10 protein-coding genes are annotated in these 16,515 nt (G+C 60.2%); 1 reads left to right on the top strand and 9 read right to left on the bottom strand.

What is annotated here, in order from left to right:
• Positions 1 to 57 precede the first annotated feature (57 nt).
• From hisN to VGN12_28195, 5 genes are all read right to left on the bottom strand, one after another.
• Entirely contained in the window at positions 58 to 846 is a 789-nt protein-coding gene (gene hisN / locus VGN12_28215) for a histidinol-phosphatase (GenBank protein ID HEY4313368.1), read from the bottom strand.
• A 93-nt stretch (positions 847 to 939) separates the two neighbouring features.
• Positions 940 to 2,397 carry an extracellular solute-binding protein gene (locus tag VGN12_28210; GenBank protein ID HEY4313367.1) on the bottom strand — a complete coding sequence of 486 codons (1,458 nt, stop codon included), beginning with the start codon at positions 2,395 to 2,397 and terminating at the stop codon, positions 940 to 942.
• 99 nt (positions 2,398 to 2,496) lie between these two features.
• The gene (locus tag VGN12_28205) at positions 2,497 to 3,381 is read right to left on the bottom strand and encodes a class I SAM-dependent methyltransferase (GenBank protein ID HEY4313366.1); all 885 of its coding nucleotides are present in this window, start codon (positions 3,379 to 3,381) and stop codon (positions 2,497 to 2,499) included.
• 252 nt (positions 3,382 to 3,633) lie between these two features.
• A complete protein-coding gene (locus tag VGN12_28200) occupies positions 3,634 to 4,398 on the bottom strand; it encodes an amino acid ABC transporter ATP-binding protein (protein HEY4313365.1) in 765 nt (254 codons plus the stop codon).
• Positions 4,399 to 4,407: 9 nt separating this feature from the next.
• On the bottom strand, positions 4,408 to 6,042 hold the full coding sequence (locus VGN12_28195; protein HEY4313364.1) for an ABC transporter substrate-binding protein/permease: 1,635 nt from the start codon (positions 6,040 to 6,042) through the stop codon (positions 4,408 to 4,410).
• A gap of 322 nt (positions 6,043 to 6,364) precedes the next feature.
• On the opposite strand from VGN12_28195, the gene VGN12_28190 reads away from it, so the two are divergent.
• Entirely contained in the window at positions 6,365 to 7,339 is a 975-nt protein-coding gene (locus VGN12_28190; protein ID HEY4313363.1) for a UDP-glucuronic acid decarboxylase family protein, read from the top strand.
• A 132-nt stretch (positions 7,340 to 7,471) separates the two neighbouring features.
• On the opposite strand, the gene VGN12_28185 is transcribed toward VGN12_28190, so the two are convergent.
• The 4 genes from VGN12_28185 to VGN12_28170 form a co-directional block, all read right to left on the bottom strand.
• Positions 7,472 to 9,142, bottom strand: a complete 1,671-nt coding sequence (locus VGN12_28185; protein ID HEY4313362.1) for an FAD-dependent oxidoreductase — start codon at positions 9,140 to 9,142, stop codon at positions 7,472 to 7,474.
• 158 nt (positions 9,143 to 9,300) lie between these two features.
• Complete coding sequence (locus VGN12_28180; protein ID HEY4313361.1) at positions 9,301 to 9,618, bottom strand: metalloregulator ArsR/SmtB family transcription factor; 318 nt, start codon at positions 9,616 to 9,618, stop codon at positions 9,301 to 9,303.
• A gap of 407 nt (positions 9,619 to 10,025) precedes the next feature.
• A complete protein-coding gene (locus VGN12_28175; protein HEY4313360.1) occupies positions 10,026 to 11,342 on the bottom strand; it encodes a nucleotide sugar dehydrogenase in 1,317 nt (438 codons plus the stop codon).
• Positions 11,343 to 11,521: 179 nt separating this feature from the next.
• Positions 11,522 to 15,781 carry a tetratricopeptide repeat protein gene (locus VGN12_28170; GenBank protein ID HEY4313359.1) on the bottom strand — a complete coding sequence of 1,420 codons (4,260 nt, stop codon included), beginning with the start codon at positions 15,779 to 15,781 and terminating at the stop codon, positions 11,522 to 11,524.
• Between the last annotated feature and the right edge of the window lie 734 nt (positions 15,782 to 16,515).

Raw genomic sequence — 16,515 nt, 5'->3', positions numbered from 1 at the left:
ACTGGGCTCGCGTGTCGAGCAACAGCAGTCGACCGGCGCCAACCGTCTGAAGCAAGCTTACTCGCGCAATAGCGCCAGCGTTTCTTCCAGCACGAGTCCATTGGTCGCGACGCCTTCGAAGCCATAGATCGTGGCTTTGCCGTTCCAGTCCGTGAACGTGCCGCCGGCCTCTTCGATAACTGGCTGCAATGCGGCGCAATCCCAGATGTGCATCCGCGGGTCGACCATCAGATCGGCCCGGCCGGTCGCGATCAATAGGTAGCCGTAGCAATCGCCCCAGGTTCGGCAGAATCTCGCAGCGGCTTGCAAGCGTTCGTACGCGGGCGCAGAACCGCGCTCGCCGAAACCTTTGACGTCCGACGTGCAGAACAGCCCTTCGCCCAGCGATTTGGTTTTCGAAACGTGCGTTCGCCGAGGCGAAGCTGCGCCGCGACAAAACCAGGCTCCCCCGCCGGACGCGGCATAAACCGTCTCGTCCAGGCCGGGAATGTGAATCACCCCGACGACGCTGCGCTCTTCGAATTCGACGCCGATCAACGTGCCATACAGCGGCACGCCGTAGATAAACGATTTCGTGCCGTCGATGGGATCCAGAATCCATCGAAACCCAGATGACCCGGGCTGCTCACCCAGCTCTTCACCCAGGATGGCGTCTTGCGGGAAAGCCTCAGCAATCCGCAGGCGCAGATGCTTTTCCGCCTCGCGATCGGCCACCGTCACGGGCGAGGCGTCGGGCTTCCACTCGACCTGAAAATTATCTTGGCCGAAGTAACGCAGCGTGATATCGCCCGCCTCGCGAGCGATCCGGCGGGCTACTTCCAATCGGTCGGCAAAATGTTGATTCATAAGGACTGTCAGCCTACCGATCGACGCACGGCATGGCTAGGAGGGGGCGGCAACGCGGCCCGGCAGAAAGCCTGCTACGCAGTTAATCCAATCTCACAAGCCCAGCGAACGCTGATAGGCATCCCGCTGGCGTTCGAGACCAAGTTCGGCGGTGATCGCGCGAAATTGTTCGGCCGCCGACCGCAGCGCCTCGTCAGGCGACGCCTGCTCTTCGAGCGCGAGCTGAACCGCGTCATCCAAAGCCTGCAGATAACGTGCGGCGCCGGGGATACGCGGCACCACCAGGCAGTCTGGCGACGAAAGAGTCGCGGCCACGGCAGCGCCGTATTGCTTCGCCTCGCCCACACGTAAACCGCGCGACCAGGCCTCGGGCGAAGCGGCCTGCGAAGTGCGAAATGGTGCCGTGCCGGCGCTGCTGGCGACGGCACGCTCGTTCCACTTGTGACTCGCTAACCAGGCCAACAGTTTGAACGCCGCCTGTGGGTACTTCGAATTCTTCAGGATCGAACCCATCCGGCCGGCCATTCCCAGCACCGGCACCCTCGCGGCGCCGCCGGCCCGGCGTTCCCAGGCCGTGGAACTGGCGTTGTACACGTCCACCGCACCGGGGATCTCGACGCAGCCGATTTCGAGAACGTCGGCGGATCGCTCGGGCTCGTTGCCACCACTCGCCGGCGCCGCGGTGTTCGGCCAGCAAAGCGCCATGCCGGTTCGATTCGTGATAAGCGCCTGCCACGCGTCGGTGGGGCTGGCCTTCTGCGAGGCGCCGCTGGAAAGCCGGTTCGCCGCCCGCAGTTCTTCGAGCGCGCGGACGAAGGGAGGCGAAGCCACGAGCGGCTCCATCGTCTGCATATTGAACAGCGTCGAATAATGATTCGCATGTCGGGCATACGCGGCCGCCCGGGCCAGCAACGTCAGCCCCGCCCAGCCGCGCGACAGCGGCTCGATGGTTCCCGACCAGTTCCCACTTTTCTCACCGTCAGCCGTGCCACCATCGGCATTTTCAGTGGCAGGACGACCGGAGGGCACGGCCATCTTCGCGGCGACTTCCTGATACTCTTGCCAGGTGCGCGGCGGCTTCAATCCGCTCTCGCGCAAGAGATCCTCGCGATAGCAGCACAGCAACACCGGCGAACCGAGAGGAATGGCATCGACGTCGATGCCCCAGGTCACTTCGCGCGTCTTGATGAGTTCAAAGACATCCGCCCAATCCAGTTCTGGGTCTTGCAGCGACGATGCCGCGATGGGTTGAATCGCGCCCGCCGTGGCCAGGGTGCCCAGTAACCGCGGGGCGTAAATGACCGCGTCGCCTGCCAGCTTTCCGTTGGCCGACTGCTGTGCGAGGTCAGGCTCGGAGATTTGGGTGACGTGCAACTTGCTGCCCGTCTCCTCTTCCCACTGGCCATGCAGCAGCGTCACCGATCGGGCGAGGGCTTCGTCGTCGACGATCAATAAGTTGAGTTCCACGCCGGCCAAAGGACGCGCGGCCGGCGTTTCGGACTTTTGCTGCGGTGCGCACCCGACAAACGGCACCAGGAGAACGGCCAGCACGACAAGGCAACGACTTGCGGCGGTTTGCCGCGGACTGACTTTCGGGAACGCAAAACGAGATAGCATGGCGCCAAACAGTTTGCGACAGACGAGCGGCACTCAGGTCGAGGGACCGGCCTTCCGAAAAGAAACCAATACGCACATTGCCAGGCTGCTGGTGGTGCGTGTCCAAGGGGGCCGGCCGATCAGGCGTTTTACTGCACGGTGTGCCCGATAAAGTGGTAACGCCCAGTGGCGCTCGATCGCTCGACTACTGACCGCCGGATGATACGAGTTGTACGGAATACAGATCACATCCGTTGCCGGGAAGTCGGCCAGCCACGTCACGTAGTCGGCGACGTCATGTTCGGTGCGGGTCATGATATCCGTGCTTCCCTTGGTCTTTCGGCCCAGCACGCGATTGACCCAATCCTTCAACCGGCGCGGCGGCAACTTCCAAGGAGCGGTGAGGGCATAGCTCAACCACATCCGACTTTCGGAAACTGTCGGTACCACCACGTGAAACGCCAGCCCTCCGGGGCGCAGCAAACGCAATGTCTCGGTGAGCAGTGGACGTGGATCGTCGAAGTGCTCCAACAGCCCGATGCTGTAGATGCAATCGTACGAGTCGGACGGCAATCCAGTTTTCGTGGCGTCGGCCGCCACGAACGTCGGCACTGTCAACTTCTCGCGGCGAAAGTTTCGCTCCGCCTGGACAAAGGATTGCGGCGCCAGATCGAGCATCGTGACGTCGCACCCCTCGGCCGTCAGATACATGCTGGTCGTACCGCGGCCGGCGCCGATCTCCAGGCATCTGGCGTCGCGCTTCCTCCCCAGCAACGACCAGAGGTCCTCGAAATAGCAACGCTGATAGAGCTGGCGGTATGTGACGGGCGCAGTCCGGCGATACTGAATCTGCTCGTCGTCGGTCAGCCCTTCCCAGATGCGGTTCCACTCCTGGTGTTCGCCGACGCCCACGCTCTCGCGAGTCATCTCTTCAGCCATTCCAAGTCGTCCTCGTGAGAAATCCGCCGGAGCCTGGTGCGCGTTTCCTGTTGCAGCCTTTGTCCCGGAACGGGAGGGGGGGACGGCGGCAATCCAGCAAATCTAGCACGCCCGGGCCGGTCCGTAATCCGGCCGTCCGGCGCGGCTCGAAAGAGCCATTCTAACCGAAAATGCCGCGATGGCACCTTACGAGGCGCCCCGACAGGCTGTCTGGAAACGTCGAACGTTTGTCGGTCGCCGCCACGCCGGCCGCTAGGCCAACACGTTCGCTAAAAACTGCCGCGTACGTTCGTGACGGGGCGAATCCAGAACCTGGGCCGGCGGGCCTTCTTCGATGATCCGGCCGTCGGCCAGCACCACGACGCGGTCGGCCGCGCGCCGGGCGAAGCCGATTTCATGCGTTACCATCAAGAGAGCCATTCCGTCGCGCTTTAGATCAGCCACCACGTCCAAGACCTCGTGCTTCAGCTCCGGGTCGAGCGCGCTTGTGATCTCGTCGCACAACAGCCCATGCGGCTGCATCGCCAAGGCTCGGGCGATGGCCACGCGTTGCTTCTGTCCGCCGGAAAGCTGATGGGGGTAATTGTCCGCGTGGGCGCTCAGCCCGACTCGCTCCAAAAGTTCGCCGGCCCGGGCCCGGGCTGCTTCGCGCGAAAGTTTTAGCACCTGGCGGGGCGCCTCGGCCACGTTGTCGGCCGCGGTAAAGTGCGGAAAGAGTTGAAAATCCTGGAAGATCATCCCCAGCAGCCGGCGCACCTGGCGCACTGCCGAACCGTCGCGTCGCGCGACCATTTCGGCCTGCAACGTGTACGGACCGACGCGAATTTCTCCCGCGTCCCAATAGTTCAAGGCATTGATCGAACGCAACAGCGTGGACTTACCACCGCCGCTGGGCCCGATCACGGCCACGGTCTCGTTTCGCCCGATCGATAAATGCACGTCATCCAGCACCGACCGCTCGCCGAAACGTTTCGACAGGCCGACGACGGAAATCAGCGGGTTTACGGATGCGTTCATCAAGAGAAACTAGCGGACCGACTTAAAACGCCGCTCCAGGTAGCGCGACAGGTAACCCAGCGGCACCGACATGCACAAGTAAAGTACCGCCGTGAGCAATCCAAGCTCAAAAAACTTCAGGCTCGATCGCGACAGAATCATGTATTCCTTCGTCAGCTCGCGCACCGCGATCACACTGACCAGGCTGGTATCCTTGAACAAGGCGACAAAGTCGTTCGTCATCGGGCCCAGCGCCGTTTGCAGCGCCTGCGGCATGATGATGCGGCGAAACGTAGTGGCCTCGGTCATGCCCAGGGCCCGCCCCGCCTCCCACTGGCCGACCGGCACTGACGTGATCGCGCTACGGTAAATCTCGGCCTCGTAAGCGGCATAATTCAGGCCGAAACCCAGGATCGCAGTGCCGATCGCATCCAGGTGTATGCCGTAATGCGGCAAACCGAAATACAAAACAAACAGCAACAGTAGCAGCGGGATGCCGCGAAAAAACTCGACGTAGCCCAGGGCAAACCACTGACCCAGCTTGGGACCGTACAGCCTCAGCAGGCAAATCGGTAGCGCGAGCACAACGGCTGTGGCCATGCTGCAGACGGTCAGAAACACGGTCATGCCGGCGGCTTTGACCAATTGCCGGCCATATTCGTCGAGCGTCCACATCTGAGCTGACGCCGCAATGACGTGAATATCAACGGCATCGGCCGGCGCCGGCGCGTCAGGATCGAGCGGCTGCCGGTCAGCGTCAAAGCCCATGCCGCGCAGATGCTCGACGACGTTAGGCCCCTCGGCCAGCGCGGCCTGGTCCCGATTCCAGAGATGCCACCGCCTGAGGATTGTCTGCAAACGCCCGTTGCGAATCAGTTCGGCCAGCCCTTCGTCTAGGGCCTGGCTCAAATCCGCATCCTCGGGCCGGCAGGCAATCGCATAGACGCCCGGATGGCTCGGCTCGCCCGCGTATTGCAACTTGGCATTGGAACTGGCGTAGTAGAGCGCGATGATCGAATCCAACAGCACCGCGTCCAATCGGCCAAGTTCGAGGTCCAGATACGGCTCGACCTGTCCGTCAAAGGCCACCACTTCGCGGACGCCGGTTTCGTTGAGCAGCCGCTCGGCGGCGCTACCGGCCAGGGTGCCCACCGCGAAGTTACGGCAATCCTCGAGATTGTGAATCCGCCGGTCGTCATGCCGGACGACCAGTTGTTCGGCATAGACGTAATAGGGGCGCGTAAAAAGCATCGCCTGCTTGCGCACCGGCGTGATTTCGTATCCGCTGATAATGCAGTCGAAGTCTTTCGAGATCAGTAATCCCAGCTCGAGGCTTTCCCACTGATACTGCACGAACTCGGCCGTGATTGGCTTGCCCAGCCGGCGAGTCAGAACCTCGGCCAGGGCATCGGCCAGGTCGACTTCGAAGCCGATTACCCGGGCCGGATCCTTGGGATCGCGAAGCTGGTACGGGGCGCCCCCTTCAGCATCACCACCCCAGTGCAGAACGCCGTCCGCCAGCCGCTCGCGCAGACGGGCGTTAACGGCCTCGGCATCGTCCGCAGCCCATGCCTGGCAAGTGATACCGACCAGCAGGGTCGAAAGAAACAGGACCAGCAATCGCGAGAATCGACAGCAGCCGCGTTTTCCAGAATCACCCGGCATTATCGCTGCTGATGTTACGATCGCTTCACCCCAAAACGCGTTCCGGCCGCGCGGCAAGAAAATCTATCAACCAGATATAGCAAATATAGCAGTCCATTGCGGACAGCAATAATCAGGAGCGCCAGTCTCCACTCGCCTTCGGCGCGATCGCTGTAACCGGTCGAGCGTGCCGGGCGAAAGGCCGGCTAAATCCGCGAGCCGGGCCCCTGCCGTGTTCTATATTACCCGAGATCGCCCTCTCGGCGAGAACGGTGGTGCCTCGCTATACTGCGGCGGCATCAGCAGAGAGCCGTGAACACACAGACTTCAGGAAACTATCATCGTGTCGACGATCAAGCGGATTCTGGTAACCGGCGGCGCAGGTTTTCTCGGCAGCCATCTGTGTGAAAGGCTGGTCGACCAAGGGCATGACGTCATTTGCGTCGACAATTTCTTCACCAGTCAGAAGACGAACGTCACGCACCTGCTGCCGCGGCCGAACTTCGAGCTCGTGCGGCACGACATCATTCATCCGCTGTTTCTGGACGTCGATGAAATCTTCAACCTGGCCTGCCCCGCCGCGCCAGGACACTATCAATACAACCCCATCAAGACGATGAAAACGTCCGTGATGGGCGCCATCAACATGCTGGGCATGGCTAAGCGCTGCCGGGCGAAAATCCTGCAAGCCTCGACCAGCGAAGTGTACGGCGACCCGGATGTCCATCCGCAGCCCGAGAGCTACCGCGGCAACGTCAACCCGATCGGCCCGCGCGCTTGCTACGACGAAGGAAAGCGGGCGGCCGAGACGTTGTTCATGGACTATCACCGGATGAACAAGGTGCAGATCCGCATGGTCCGCATCTTCAACACCTATGGCCCCGGCATGCACCCGTTCGACGGCCGTGTGGTGTCGAACTTTGTCCGCCAGGCGCTGGCCGGCGAGGACATCACGATCTTCGGCGAAGGAGATCAGACCCGCAGCTTCTGCTATCGCGACGATCTGATCGAAGGCATCCTGCGGATGATGAACAACTCGGACGACTTCCTGGGCCCCGTGAACCTGGGCAACCCCGGCGAGTTCACGATCAAGCAACTGGCGGAACTGGTGATCGAGCTAACCGGCGCGAAGTCGAAGCTGGTTTATCGACCGCTGCCGGCCGACGATCCCACGCAGCGCAAGCCCGATATTACGCTGGCGAAAAAGCACCTCAGCTGGGAACCGAAGATTCCGCTCCGCGAGGGGCTGACCAAGACGATCGCCTGGTTCCGCTCGATCGATATCCAGAAGTTCCGCGCCCCCACGCCGAACTACTAACGGACGCAAGTCGTTCGAGAATATCGCGGTGGGATGGCAGCGGGGTCACGCAGCGCCGCGAATTGCGGAGCGTAACTCAGGTCGCCAGTTCTGTGTCGGATTTTTAGCCAAAGCACACGGGCCAATCTCTCCTTACTTGGTGGTCTCTTCGGGATTGCGCTTAGCGTGAAACAGGCTGTACGTCTTGTACCCGCCACCGACATTGACCGCATCGAATCCGTTCTGTCGTAAAATCCGGGTCGCCAAATAACCTCGTTGCCCCACCTGGCAATAAGCAGCAATCGTTCGGTCACGCGGAAGCTCATCTAAGCGTTGCCGTATTTCATCTACCGGAAAATTGACCGCATCGGGAATGTGCCCGGCGGCGAACTCTTTGGCCGTTCGCACATCAACTAAGAATGGAGGCTGTTCGTTTCGATTGGTCGGCAATGCTTCGGCATCGACCTGCGGATGTTCACCGCGCAGCAGTCCACTAGCCACAAAGCCCGCCATGTTGATTGGGTCTTTTGCCGAACCGTATTGTGGCGAGTAGGCAAGCTCCATCTCTTCCAGGTCGAAGACCGTCAGGCCAGCTTGGAGCGCCACAGCCAGTACGTCAATTCGCTTGTCCACACCTGCCCCGCCTACCGCCTGGGCTCCAAGTATTTTGCCTTTTTGCGGATCGAACAACACCTTGAGCGTCATCGCCTCCGCACCGGGGTAGTAACCGGCATGGTGCATCGGGTGAACATAGACCTTGCGGTATGGGCGATTAATTCGCCTTAGTGTTTTCTCCGATGCTCCCGTCATCGCCGCAGTAAGATTGAAGACTCGGACAATCGCAGTGCCTTGAGTGCCACGATAGCTAACCGTTCGCCCAAAGACGTTATCTGCGGCGATGCGTCCTTGGCGGTTTGCTGGACCGGCTAAAGGAACTTGAGTCGGCTCCCCCGTCACGAAATCCTTAACTTCGATGGCATCTCCGACTGCGTAGATATCGGGATCGGTGGTCTGAAGATGATCGTTGACTCGAATGCCACCACGAGGGCCAACCTCCAGCCCTGCATCAACCGCCAGTTGGTTTTCAGGTCGCACACCTACTCCAAAGACGACCAATTGAGCGTATAGATTCTGGCCCGAAGTTAATCGGACCATGAGTCCGTCATCGGTTTGCTCCAATGCTTCCGCAGTCTGTCCGAGCAGCAAGGAGACGCCGTGATTGATAAGTTGTTCGGCTATGGGGGTGGTCATCTCTTGATCGAATGGCGGGAGCACCTGATGGTTTCGCTCGACCATAGTGGTCTGAATACCCCGACGAACGAGATTTTCAACCAACTCAAGTCCAATGAACCCTCCTCCGACCACGACCGCCTGCCGCACGCCCTGTCCGATCGTCTTCACGATGCGATCCGTGTCTTCCAGATTTCGCAGCGTAAAGATTCCAGGCAAGTCGATGCCGGACAGCGGAGGCCGAATAGGCGCCGCTCCGGGCGCGAGAATCAGCTTGTCGTACGTTTCGTCATATTCTCGTTCCGAAGCAAGATCACGAATTCGAATCGTTTTTCCGACGCGATCAATCGATTCGACTGATGAACGGGCTCGTACATCCAGCTTGAATCGAGTCCGTAACAGTTCAGGTGTGACGACGAGCAGTTTGTCTCGTTCGGCAATTTCGCCGCCGATAAAATAGGGAAGTCCGCAATTTGCGAACGACACGTCTGGGCCTCGCTCAATCAAAACAATCTGGGCGTCCTCTGATAGGCGGCGCGCGCGGGCTGCTGCCGAGGCACCTCCCGCTACGCCACCGACGATGAGCAATTTCATAACCTTAAACTCCTGAGGCAAATCCCAGAGATCTAGCCGACCCTACAAGAATTGATGCATTGCCCCGGTTCCAGAGCATGCGAGCCACTAGCATTCCGATCCCACAATTGTCGCTGACGCCAGAGAAAACCAGCACGACTTGTTGTTATTCAAAATTCCTAACCAAAGCGTGCCTCGACGCAAGCCATGATGTCCGCCAGATGCGGCTCAGCAATCTGGTAATACGTCTTTCGCCCTTCCTTTTCGCTATGAAGAAGTCCACAGCGTTGCATCAATCGCAGATGTTCAGACGCCATGTGGCTAGCAATGCCACACGACTCGGCAAGTTCCCCAACCGTGTATCGATCTCGCAAAAGCAGCTGCACAATCCGCAAGCGGTGAGCATGCGCCAGGATCTTGAGGCATTCTGCCGCCTTCTCAAGCGCATCGAATGCGATGAGTGTTGAAGTTGCCGGACGCTTGGTCGTGGATTTCATGCAAATGCTCCTACTGTCAAATATATCGCAATATAACGACATGTCAAACAGTCGCATTAGCCAACCACGCTCATGATCGCCGTCGCCCGTGTGAGATGTGTTGCGTAAGGGGCAAGCCACCGCATGATTTCAGCTAGGTGCAATTGCGGGGCTGCTTCGCAGAGTCAATTTGCCAGACTGCGGGCGCATAGTGGCGCCGGATAGGCTAATCTGAGGCGACGGCAATGTGGCTGGCTGATGAATGCGCAGTGCCAGCGGCCGTAAAAGCCGAGCCGTGCAGGTAATCCCAACAACTCGGCGGGCGAGGATTGCCGCGTTTGATGATGCGGTAATCGACCTGATATCGCCAACAAATAGAGTGGCCCCTCCGGGGACTCGAACCCGGACCAGTTGCAGGACAAGACGGGCTAAGTCTTAACGATCTTCTCGCGATTTTCGCGGACGCCCTTTGTGGCATTGCGCGTGTCGATGATCAGGCTCGAGTGCCGCACGATATCGTCGTACTTGTAATCGCTGTGATCCGTGGCGATCAGCACGCAATCCTGCGCGGCAAGGAATTGCGGCGTCAGTTCCTGACTGGCGAGATCCTCGGACTCGCGATGCCGCATCTTCGGCAATCGCGGCACGTGAGGATCGTTGTAGCTGAGCACGGCGCCCCGTTCGCGCAGCAGGTCCATCAATTCGAACGAGGGGCTTTCGCGGGGATCGTCCACGTCCTTTTTGTAAGCCACGCCTAGCAAGCAGATTTTGCTACCCTTCACCGGCTTGCCGCGATCGTTCAATTCGCGTGCAACGCGATCGATCACGTAGCGCGGCATGCTGGTATTGATCTGGCCGGCCAGTTCGATGAACTGCGTCGGCAATCCGTGCTTGCGCGCGACCCAGCTTAAATAGAAGGGATCAATCGGAATGCAGTGCCCGCCAAGTCCCGGCCCCGGATAGAAAGCCTGAAAGCCGAACGGCTTGGTCTTAGCGGCTTCGATGACTTCCCACACATCGATGCCCATGCGGTCGTAGAGCATTTTCAGCTCGTTCACGAGCGCGATATTCACGGCTCGGTACGTGTTCTCGAGAATCTTGCACGCCTCGGCCACCTCACAGCTCGACACCGGCACGATGCGCACCACGGCCTGGCTGTAGAGCATTTCCGTAAGCTTGGCGCTGGTCGGGTCCATGCCCCCCACGACCTTGGGAATGCCGCTGGCGCCGTAGTCGGGATTGCCCGGATCTTCTCGCTCGGGGCTGTAGGCCAGGAAATAATCCTTGCCGACTTTCAGTCCGCTCTTCGCCAGAATCGGTAGCACAACGTCGCGCGTCGTGCCTGGGTAAGTGGTGCTTTCCAGCACGACCAACTGGCCCGGCCGCAGCACGGCGGCGATGCTCTTGGCCGTTTCTTCGACGTACAACAGGTCCGGATCGCGGCTTTCGTTGAGCGGTGTGGGGACGCAGATCAACACGGCGTCAGCTTCCGACAAGCGGCGCATATCGGCTGTCGGCTCGAAGCGTCCGCCGCTTAAGCATTCACGAATCCACGACGAGGGAATGTGCTTGATGTAGCTCTCGCCGGCCTTGAGACGATCGACCTTGCGCTGATCGACGTCGAAGCCCAGCGTTCGGTAGCCCGCGGCCACGAAGGCGCGAATCAACGGCAACCCGACGTATCCCAAGCCGACCACGCCGACGCGGGCGGTCTTCTCACGAATGGCGGTTTCGAGTGAGGTCATGGAAACGTGCTTTCCTGCGGAGTAGATATCGAACGCAACGCACCGCCAAACCCGTCGAAATTTCCCAATCTGTCAGCTATGTCAAGGGCCGGAAGCGAAGCACCGTGCGACCGCGACGAGAGCGCCCGCGAGCGGCTGGGAATCCCGCTTCGCCACAACGTACCTGCCGGCTGCCCACTCTACTTCTGCTCCACCTGCTCTTGCAGCTTGCGAAATGCCGGCTGTTCGAGCGGCGGCAGGTCTTCCACCTTCAGGTCGTAGTTCTCGGTTGCCGTCCTAAACGATTCCATAGCGGCAATCGTATCGCGATTGGCCATCTGGGCTCGCGCCAGGTGGAAGTACTTGGTGCCGGTCGGTTGATCGACGACAGCCAGGCTCAGGTCTTCGATCGCCTGCTTCGCGTCTCCGTGAACCATTGTCACCAGGGCGCGTGTGTCCAAAAGGTCGGACTGAGGACCCAGAATCCCGATGGCTTCGTCGACGAATTTGCGCGAATCACCGGTCTTGTTCTGCACGGCCAGTAGATAGGCAAGATTATTCAGCGCCAGGGCCCGCTGCACCCCCTTCACCTCGGGATTTTTCAAGAGCTTCATGTAGATCTCTTCCAGCTCGGGATAGCGCCCTTGCAGGTCGAGTAGTTCGGCATATTCGAGTTGCAGGATCAAATCCTTGGGCCGCTTGGCGATTGCCTTGGCCAACCACGATTCGACGCGCCCGTAATCCTCTTTCGTGGCGTCGGCTTGATGCTGCCGGAGTGCGGTTAACCCCTCGCGCACGGCCTCTTCGACGGTCCGCACCTCGAGCGCCGACTGGCACAGATCCAGGGCATCTTTCAGCTTGCCATGACGTCCCATGTAGCCGGCCAGAACCAACACCGCCTTGGGATCGAGCGCCACGTATTCGCGGTACATCGATTCGGCAGCATCGTCGGCATCCATTTGCTCGAGCAACTTGGCGATTTCGACCAGCGAGCCCAGCTTCTCGCGCGGCATGGGGCGCGGCAGCAGATTACGCAAGAGGGCCACGGCCTCGTCGGTCTTGCCTTCCTTGACCAACATCCTAGCCTTGAGCGCGGCCGTCAGCGCCGCATCGGGGGCCACGGCTTCCAACTTCGCCAGCCAGAACTTGGCCGAGTCAACTTCCTTGTTGCGGATCAGCATTTCGACGAACGTGGCGATGTACGTCGGATTGTCCTTCGCCTTACCCAACAAGGAGATCATCTCGTCCCGGCACTTCGGCCAGTTGCCCGTCACTTCGTATAACCGCGCCAAGATCATCTGCGCGTTGGGGGGAAGATTCGTCTGGCTCTTGATCTCTTCCAGCAGTCGCGTGGCTTCCATCCGCGAATCTGCTTCGGGGCGGTCGGACAGCAAGCGCGCCATGGCCACCTTGTCCGCTAGCGAAGAAACGGCCTTAACGTCCTGCGACTTCAAACGCGCCATTGCCGTGCGAAAATCCTGATAGGTGCCGCTCGCGGCGATAATGATCGCAAGCTCGCGGTTCGCCCAAGCGACGTGCTCGCGATCGGCATCGTTCGCCGGCTTGGCCCCCGCGACCCGTTCCAATTGCTCGCGCGCCTTCGCGCCGTCCTTCATGCGGGCATAGAACGTCGCCAACGCACGAGCCAGACCCAGGTCATTGGGCTTCGCGTCCCGCGCCTTCAAGAAATATTTTTCCGCCGTCGGCATGTCACCCAGCAGCTCGTAGCACTGCGCCATCGACAGATCGATTTGATCCTTGGGCAACTTCTCCTGCGCCTGTAGGACGACTTCCTTCGCGTCTTCATCGCGCTGTCGCGTCTTCAAGAAACGCATCAGCTCGAACCATCCCAAGGGGAGTTCCGGATGCTTCTCGACAAGTTCGCGGAATAGTTTCTCGGCCTCTTCATCGCGGCCGACCTCGGGAAGCAATTGCCCCAGGCTGACGATCTTCTGGGGATCGTTCGGATCGCGCTCGCGAGCATGCTCGAGCAACTTGATCGCTTTAGGAAGGTCCTTATCGGACAACGCCATGCCGATTTCGAGCATCTCCGAGGAAGCCGCATCGCCGGTCGAGCCGCGGGCGTTGGCCATCTCCATGTAGGTGCGCGCTTCGTCACCGCGGCCGCGCGAGATCAGCAATTGCGCGACCTGGCGCGCGGTGCCGACATCGGTATCCCCCAGGTCCAGCGCCCGCTGCAGGTGCGTGATCGCCTCGTCGGTGTTTCCGTCGAGCACGTCGATTTCGCCTTCGAATCGCGCCAACACGGCCCACCGCGGCCTTTGCTCCTGCGCACGACGAACCAATTGCCGCGCCTTTTCCAAGGTGGCCGACGCATCACCGCTGCGCTTCGCCCGCACGTCCACGACCAACTGGCGGGCCTCGACGTATTTCGCTTCGGCACTGCTTTCACCGAATAAGTGCTTGATCGCCGCGATGCTCTTTTTGATGGCGGCCTGGTCGTCTTCGCGCACCGCGATGTCGAACAGCGTGAATTGTGCATCCGGCTCGTTGGGAGCTTTCTCGGCGATCTTGGTCCAGATCGCGCGGGCCTGCGGCATATCGTCGAGGCGGAAATAGCCCACACCCACCAGTCGCAGAACTCGATTCTGCTCATCCTCGGTGAGTTTTCCCAGGTTATCTCCGGCCGCCTTGAGCGCTTCCTTGGCCTGATCGGCCGGCAATTGCAGAGCATAAACGATATGCGCTTGCCTCAGGGCAAACGAGTCGCCGCCCAGCTCTTGCGCTTTATCGAGCAATTTCATGGCCCCGGCCGCGCCGTCTTTCAGAAACTCTAGCCGCGCCAACGCCAGCCACGCCTTCGGGTCGGTCGGATCTTTTTCCGTGGCCGTCTGCAACATTTTCCGCGCCGCCTCGGGATCCCCCTTCTGCTCGCGGACGTTGGCCTCGACCATCAACAACTCCGGCGAGTCCGGGAATGCCTTGGCCGTTGCCTTGACGATCTCGTCAATGTCTTTCCAATCGCGATCCGCCTCGGGAACCCGGTTATTGCGCTGCAAGAGCAGCGTCAACAAAGCCGTGCGCGCGGGGGCAGACTGCACAAAATTGTCGACGCCTTGCGCTTTCTTCACTGCCTGCAATTCGGCAAGTGCCCGATCGTTCTGTCCCACGCGCATTAGTGCTTGCGCGAGAACCGCATGGGCCAAGACATTGCCGGGGTTTTCTCCCACGGCCCGTTCGTAGACCTGCACTTCACGGTCATGCTCGCCGAGTGCTTCGTAGCACCGGCCAAGCATCAAGTCGATGCGCCCGGCGTACCCCGGCAAAGCGGCCCGCGCCTCGACCAGCTTACGGCTGGCGTCCAGCCATTTCATTTCGTTGTAATCCAGGCAGGCCCGCATGAAGTTCAGCATCGAGGTCGGAGTCTCGGGATCCTGCTCCAGATTGCCGAGGATCTTTCGCGCTCCGGCCAGGTCGCGCTGCTGCAGCTTGAGCTCGAAATCGAGTTGCTGCAGGCTGGCCGTCTTGGGCCCCTTCTTCAATCGCTCCGCAATGTCATCGAAGCGTTTCTCGAAAACGTCCAGGTTGATCAATTGCTGCACCAGCCGGGCATCGTCCGGGTGCTTTTCCGCGCCGTGTTCAAGATACCTGCGTGCTTCCTCGGCTTTGTTGTCGTCGATCGCCGCGCCAGCCGCCAACAGCAGCGTGTCGGCGTCATCGGGATCCATTTCCAGCGCCTTTTTCAAGTCCTCGCGCCGCTGTGCCTGACGCGCGACGATCTCGGCTTTCTGCTCCTTGACGCCCTGCTCGCGTGCGAAGAACTGCGTATCGTATTGCGCCCGGCTTAATCGCGCATTGGCGCTGTCAGGGTTCATCTCGACCATCTTGTCGATGATCTGATCGGCCTGGGTTGGATTCCCCATCCTTTCTCGCAGCACTACCGCCAGCAGCATGTAGGCATCGACCTCTTTCGGGTCCGCGGCGATTGCTTCTCGCAAGGTCTCTTCCGCTTCACGATTTTTATCCAGTGCGTATTGGCATTTGCCAAGCTTCGTCAGCAGCTCCGCGTCGTTGGGGGTCTCTTTGCGCAGCGTTTCGATGTGATCGATCGAATCGCCCCAGCGGCCGACCAGGATCGTGTAATCCACCAGGCGCCGGCGAATATCGTCCCGGTTCTCGTGACGGCGCAATTGCGCCTCGAGCGCGCTGTAGGCCCGCATCTTCTTTTGACGCGAGGCGTCTTTCTCCTCAGCGATGTCCGCCATCAAGAGCGCCATGTGAGCCCCGGCGTCGGCGTCGTCCGGCACATATTCGACGTACTGCGAATAGAACGAGGCTGCTTCCTCTAGCTCGTCATTCTTTTGTGCTTCCTCGGCCTGATAGAGCAAGACCCGAGCCGTGCGTTGCATTTGCCAGGCATGGACGACGGCCACCAGGACAATCGACAGCAGACTGGTCGTCGCCAAGATCACGACCAGTTTTATGTTCAACCTACGCATGATTCACTCCGCGTTAATCCGCTCGATTGGTTTCGAATTCGCAGTTTCCGCCCGCCTGCTGTTGCAGTCCGTCAAGCGACGCGTTTTTGTCTTGCGAGCCTGCACCTGGTGACAAAAACTCGGGCGAAAGCAAGATTCAGGGGAAAGCTAGAATGCCGCCTCGTACGCCTTGGCCTCGATCGAGACAGTGCCTGTTCCGTCCTGGCGCCCGAGAACTCGGGCACGAGGACTTGCAACATCGGCACCGTGGGCGAACCCGCAAGGACGCGCTTAACAGAATAGAGACGCCTGCGTCGCCCGGTCCTTCGCGTGCAGGCACTGAAAGCCGTGTGACATTTCTGATCCCGGTCTGAGCCTAACTGTAATGCTATCCCAAACGGACGACTCAGGTCGGGCATCAGACTCATCCTATCCTCGCAGGCAGTGGTGTCAACGACTTCGTACAACGCTCACAAATGTCTCAAAACAAAGGACTACTGCCATCCGCACGACGTGCGACGGTACGTCGTGACGGGGCGCGCATTTGTACCGGTTACGACGCGCCACGAGACTCAATTTGCATACGCCGCGGATGGCCACTGCGTTTAGAGAAAGTTCGGGAAAGATTTGAGGAATGGGTTAGGAATGTCGATGGTAGGGGCTGTATGGAAGCCGGGTTCTCACGGGGGGGTGAGGGCGGCGTCTTGCTGGGTTGCTGCGCGCACGTGGGCGTGGCGGTCTGGGCGGGCGTCTGC

The organism is Pirellulales bacterium, assembly GCA_036499395.1.
In the GTDB taxonomy this organism is placed as follows: domain Bacteria; phylum Planctomycetota; class Planctomycetia; order Pirellulales; family JACPPG01; genus JACPPG01.
The sequence above is the reverse complement of the archived record's forward strand: the minus strand, read 5'-3'. Positions and strand labels throughout refer to the sequence as shown.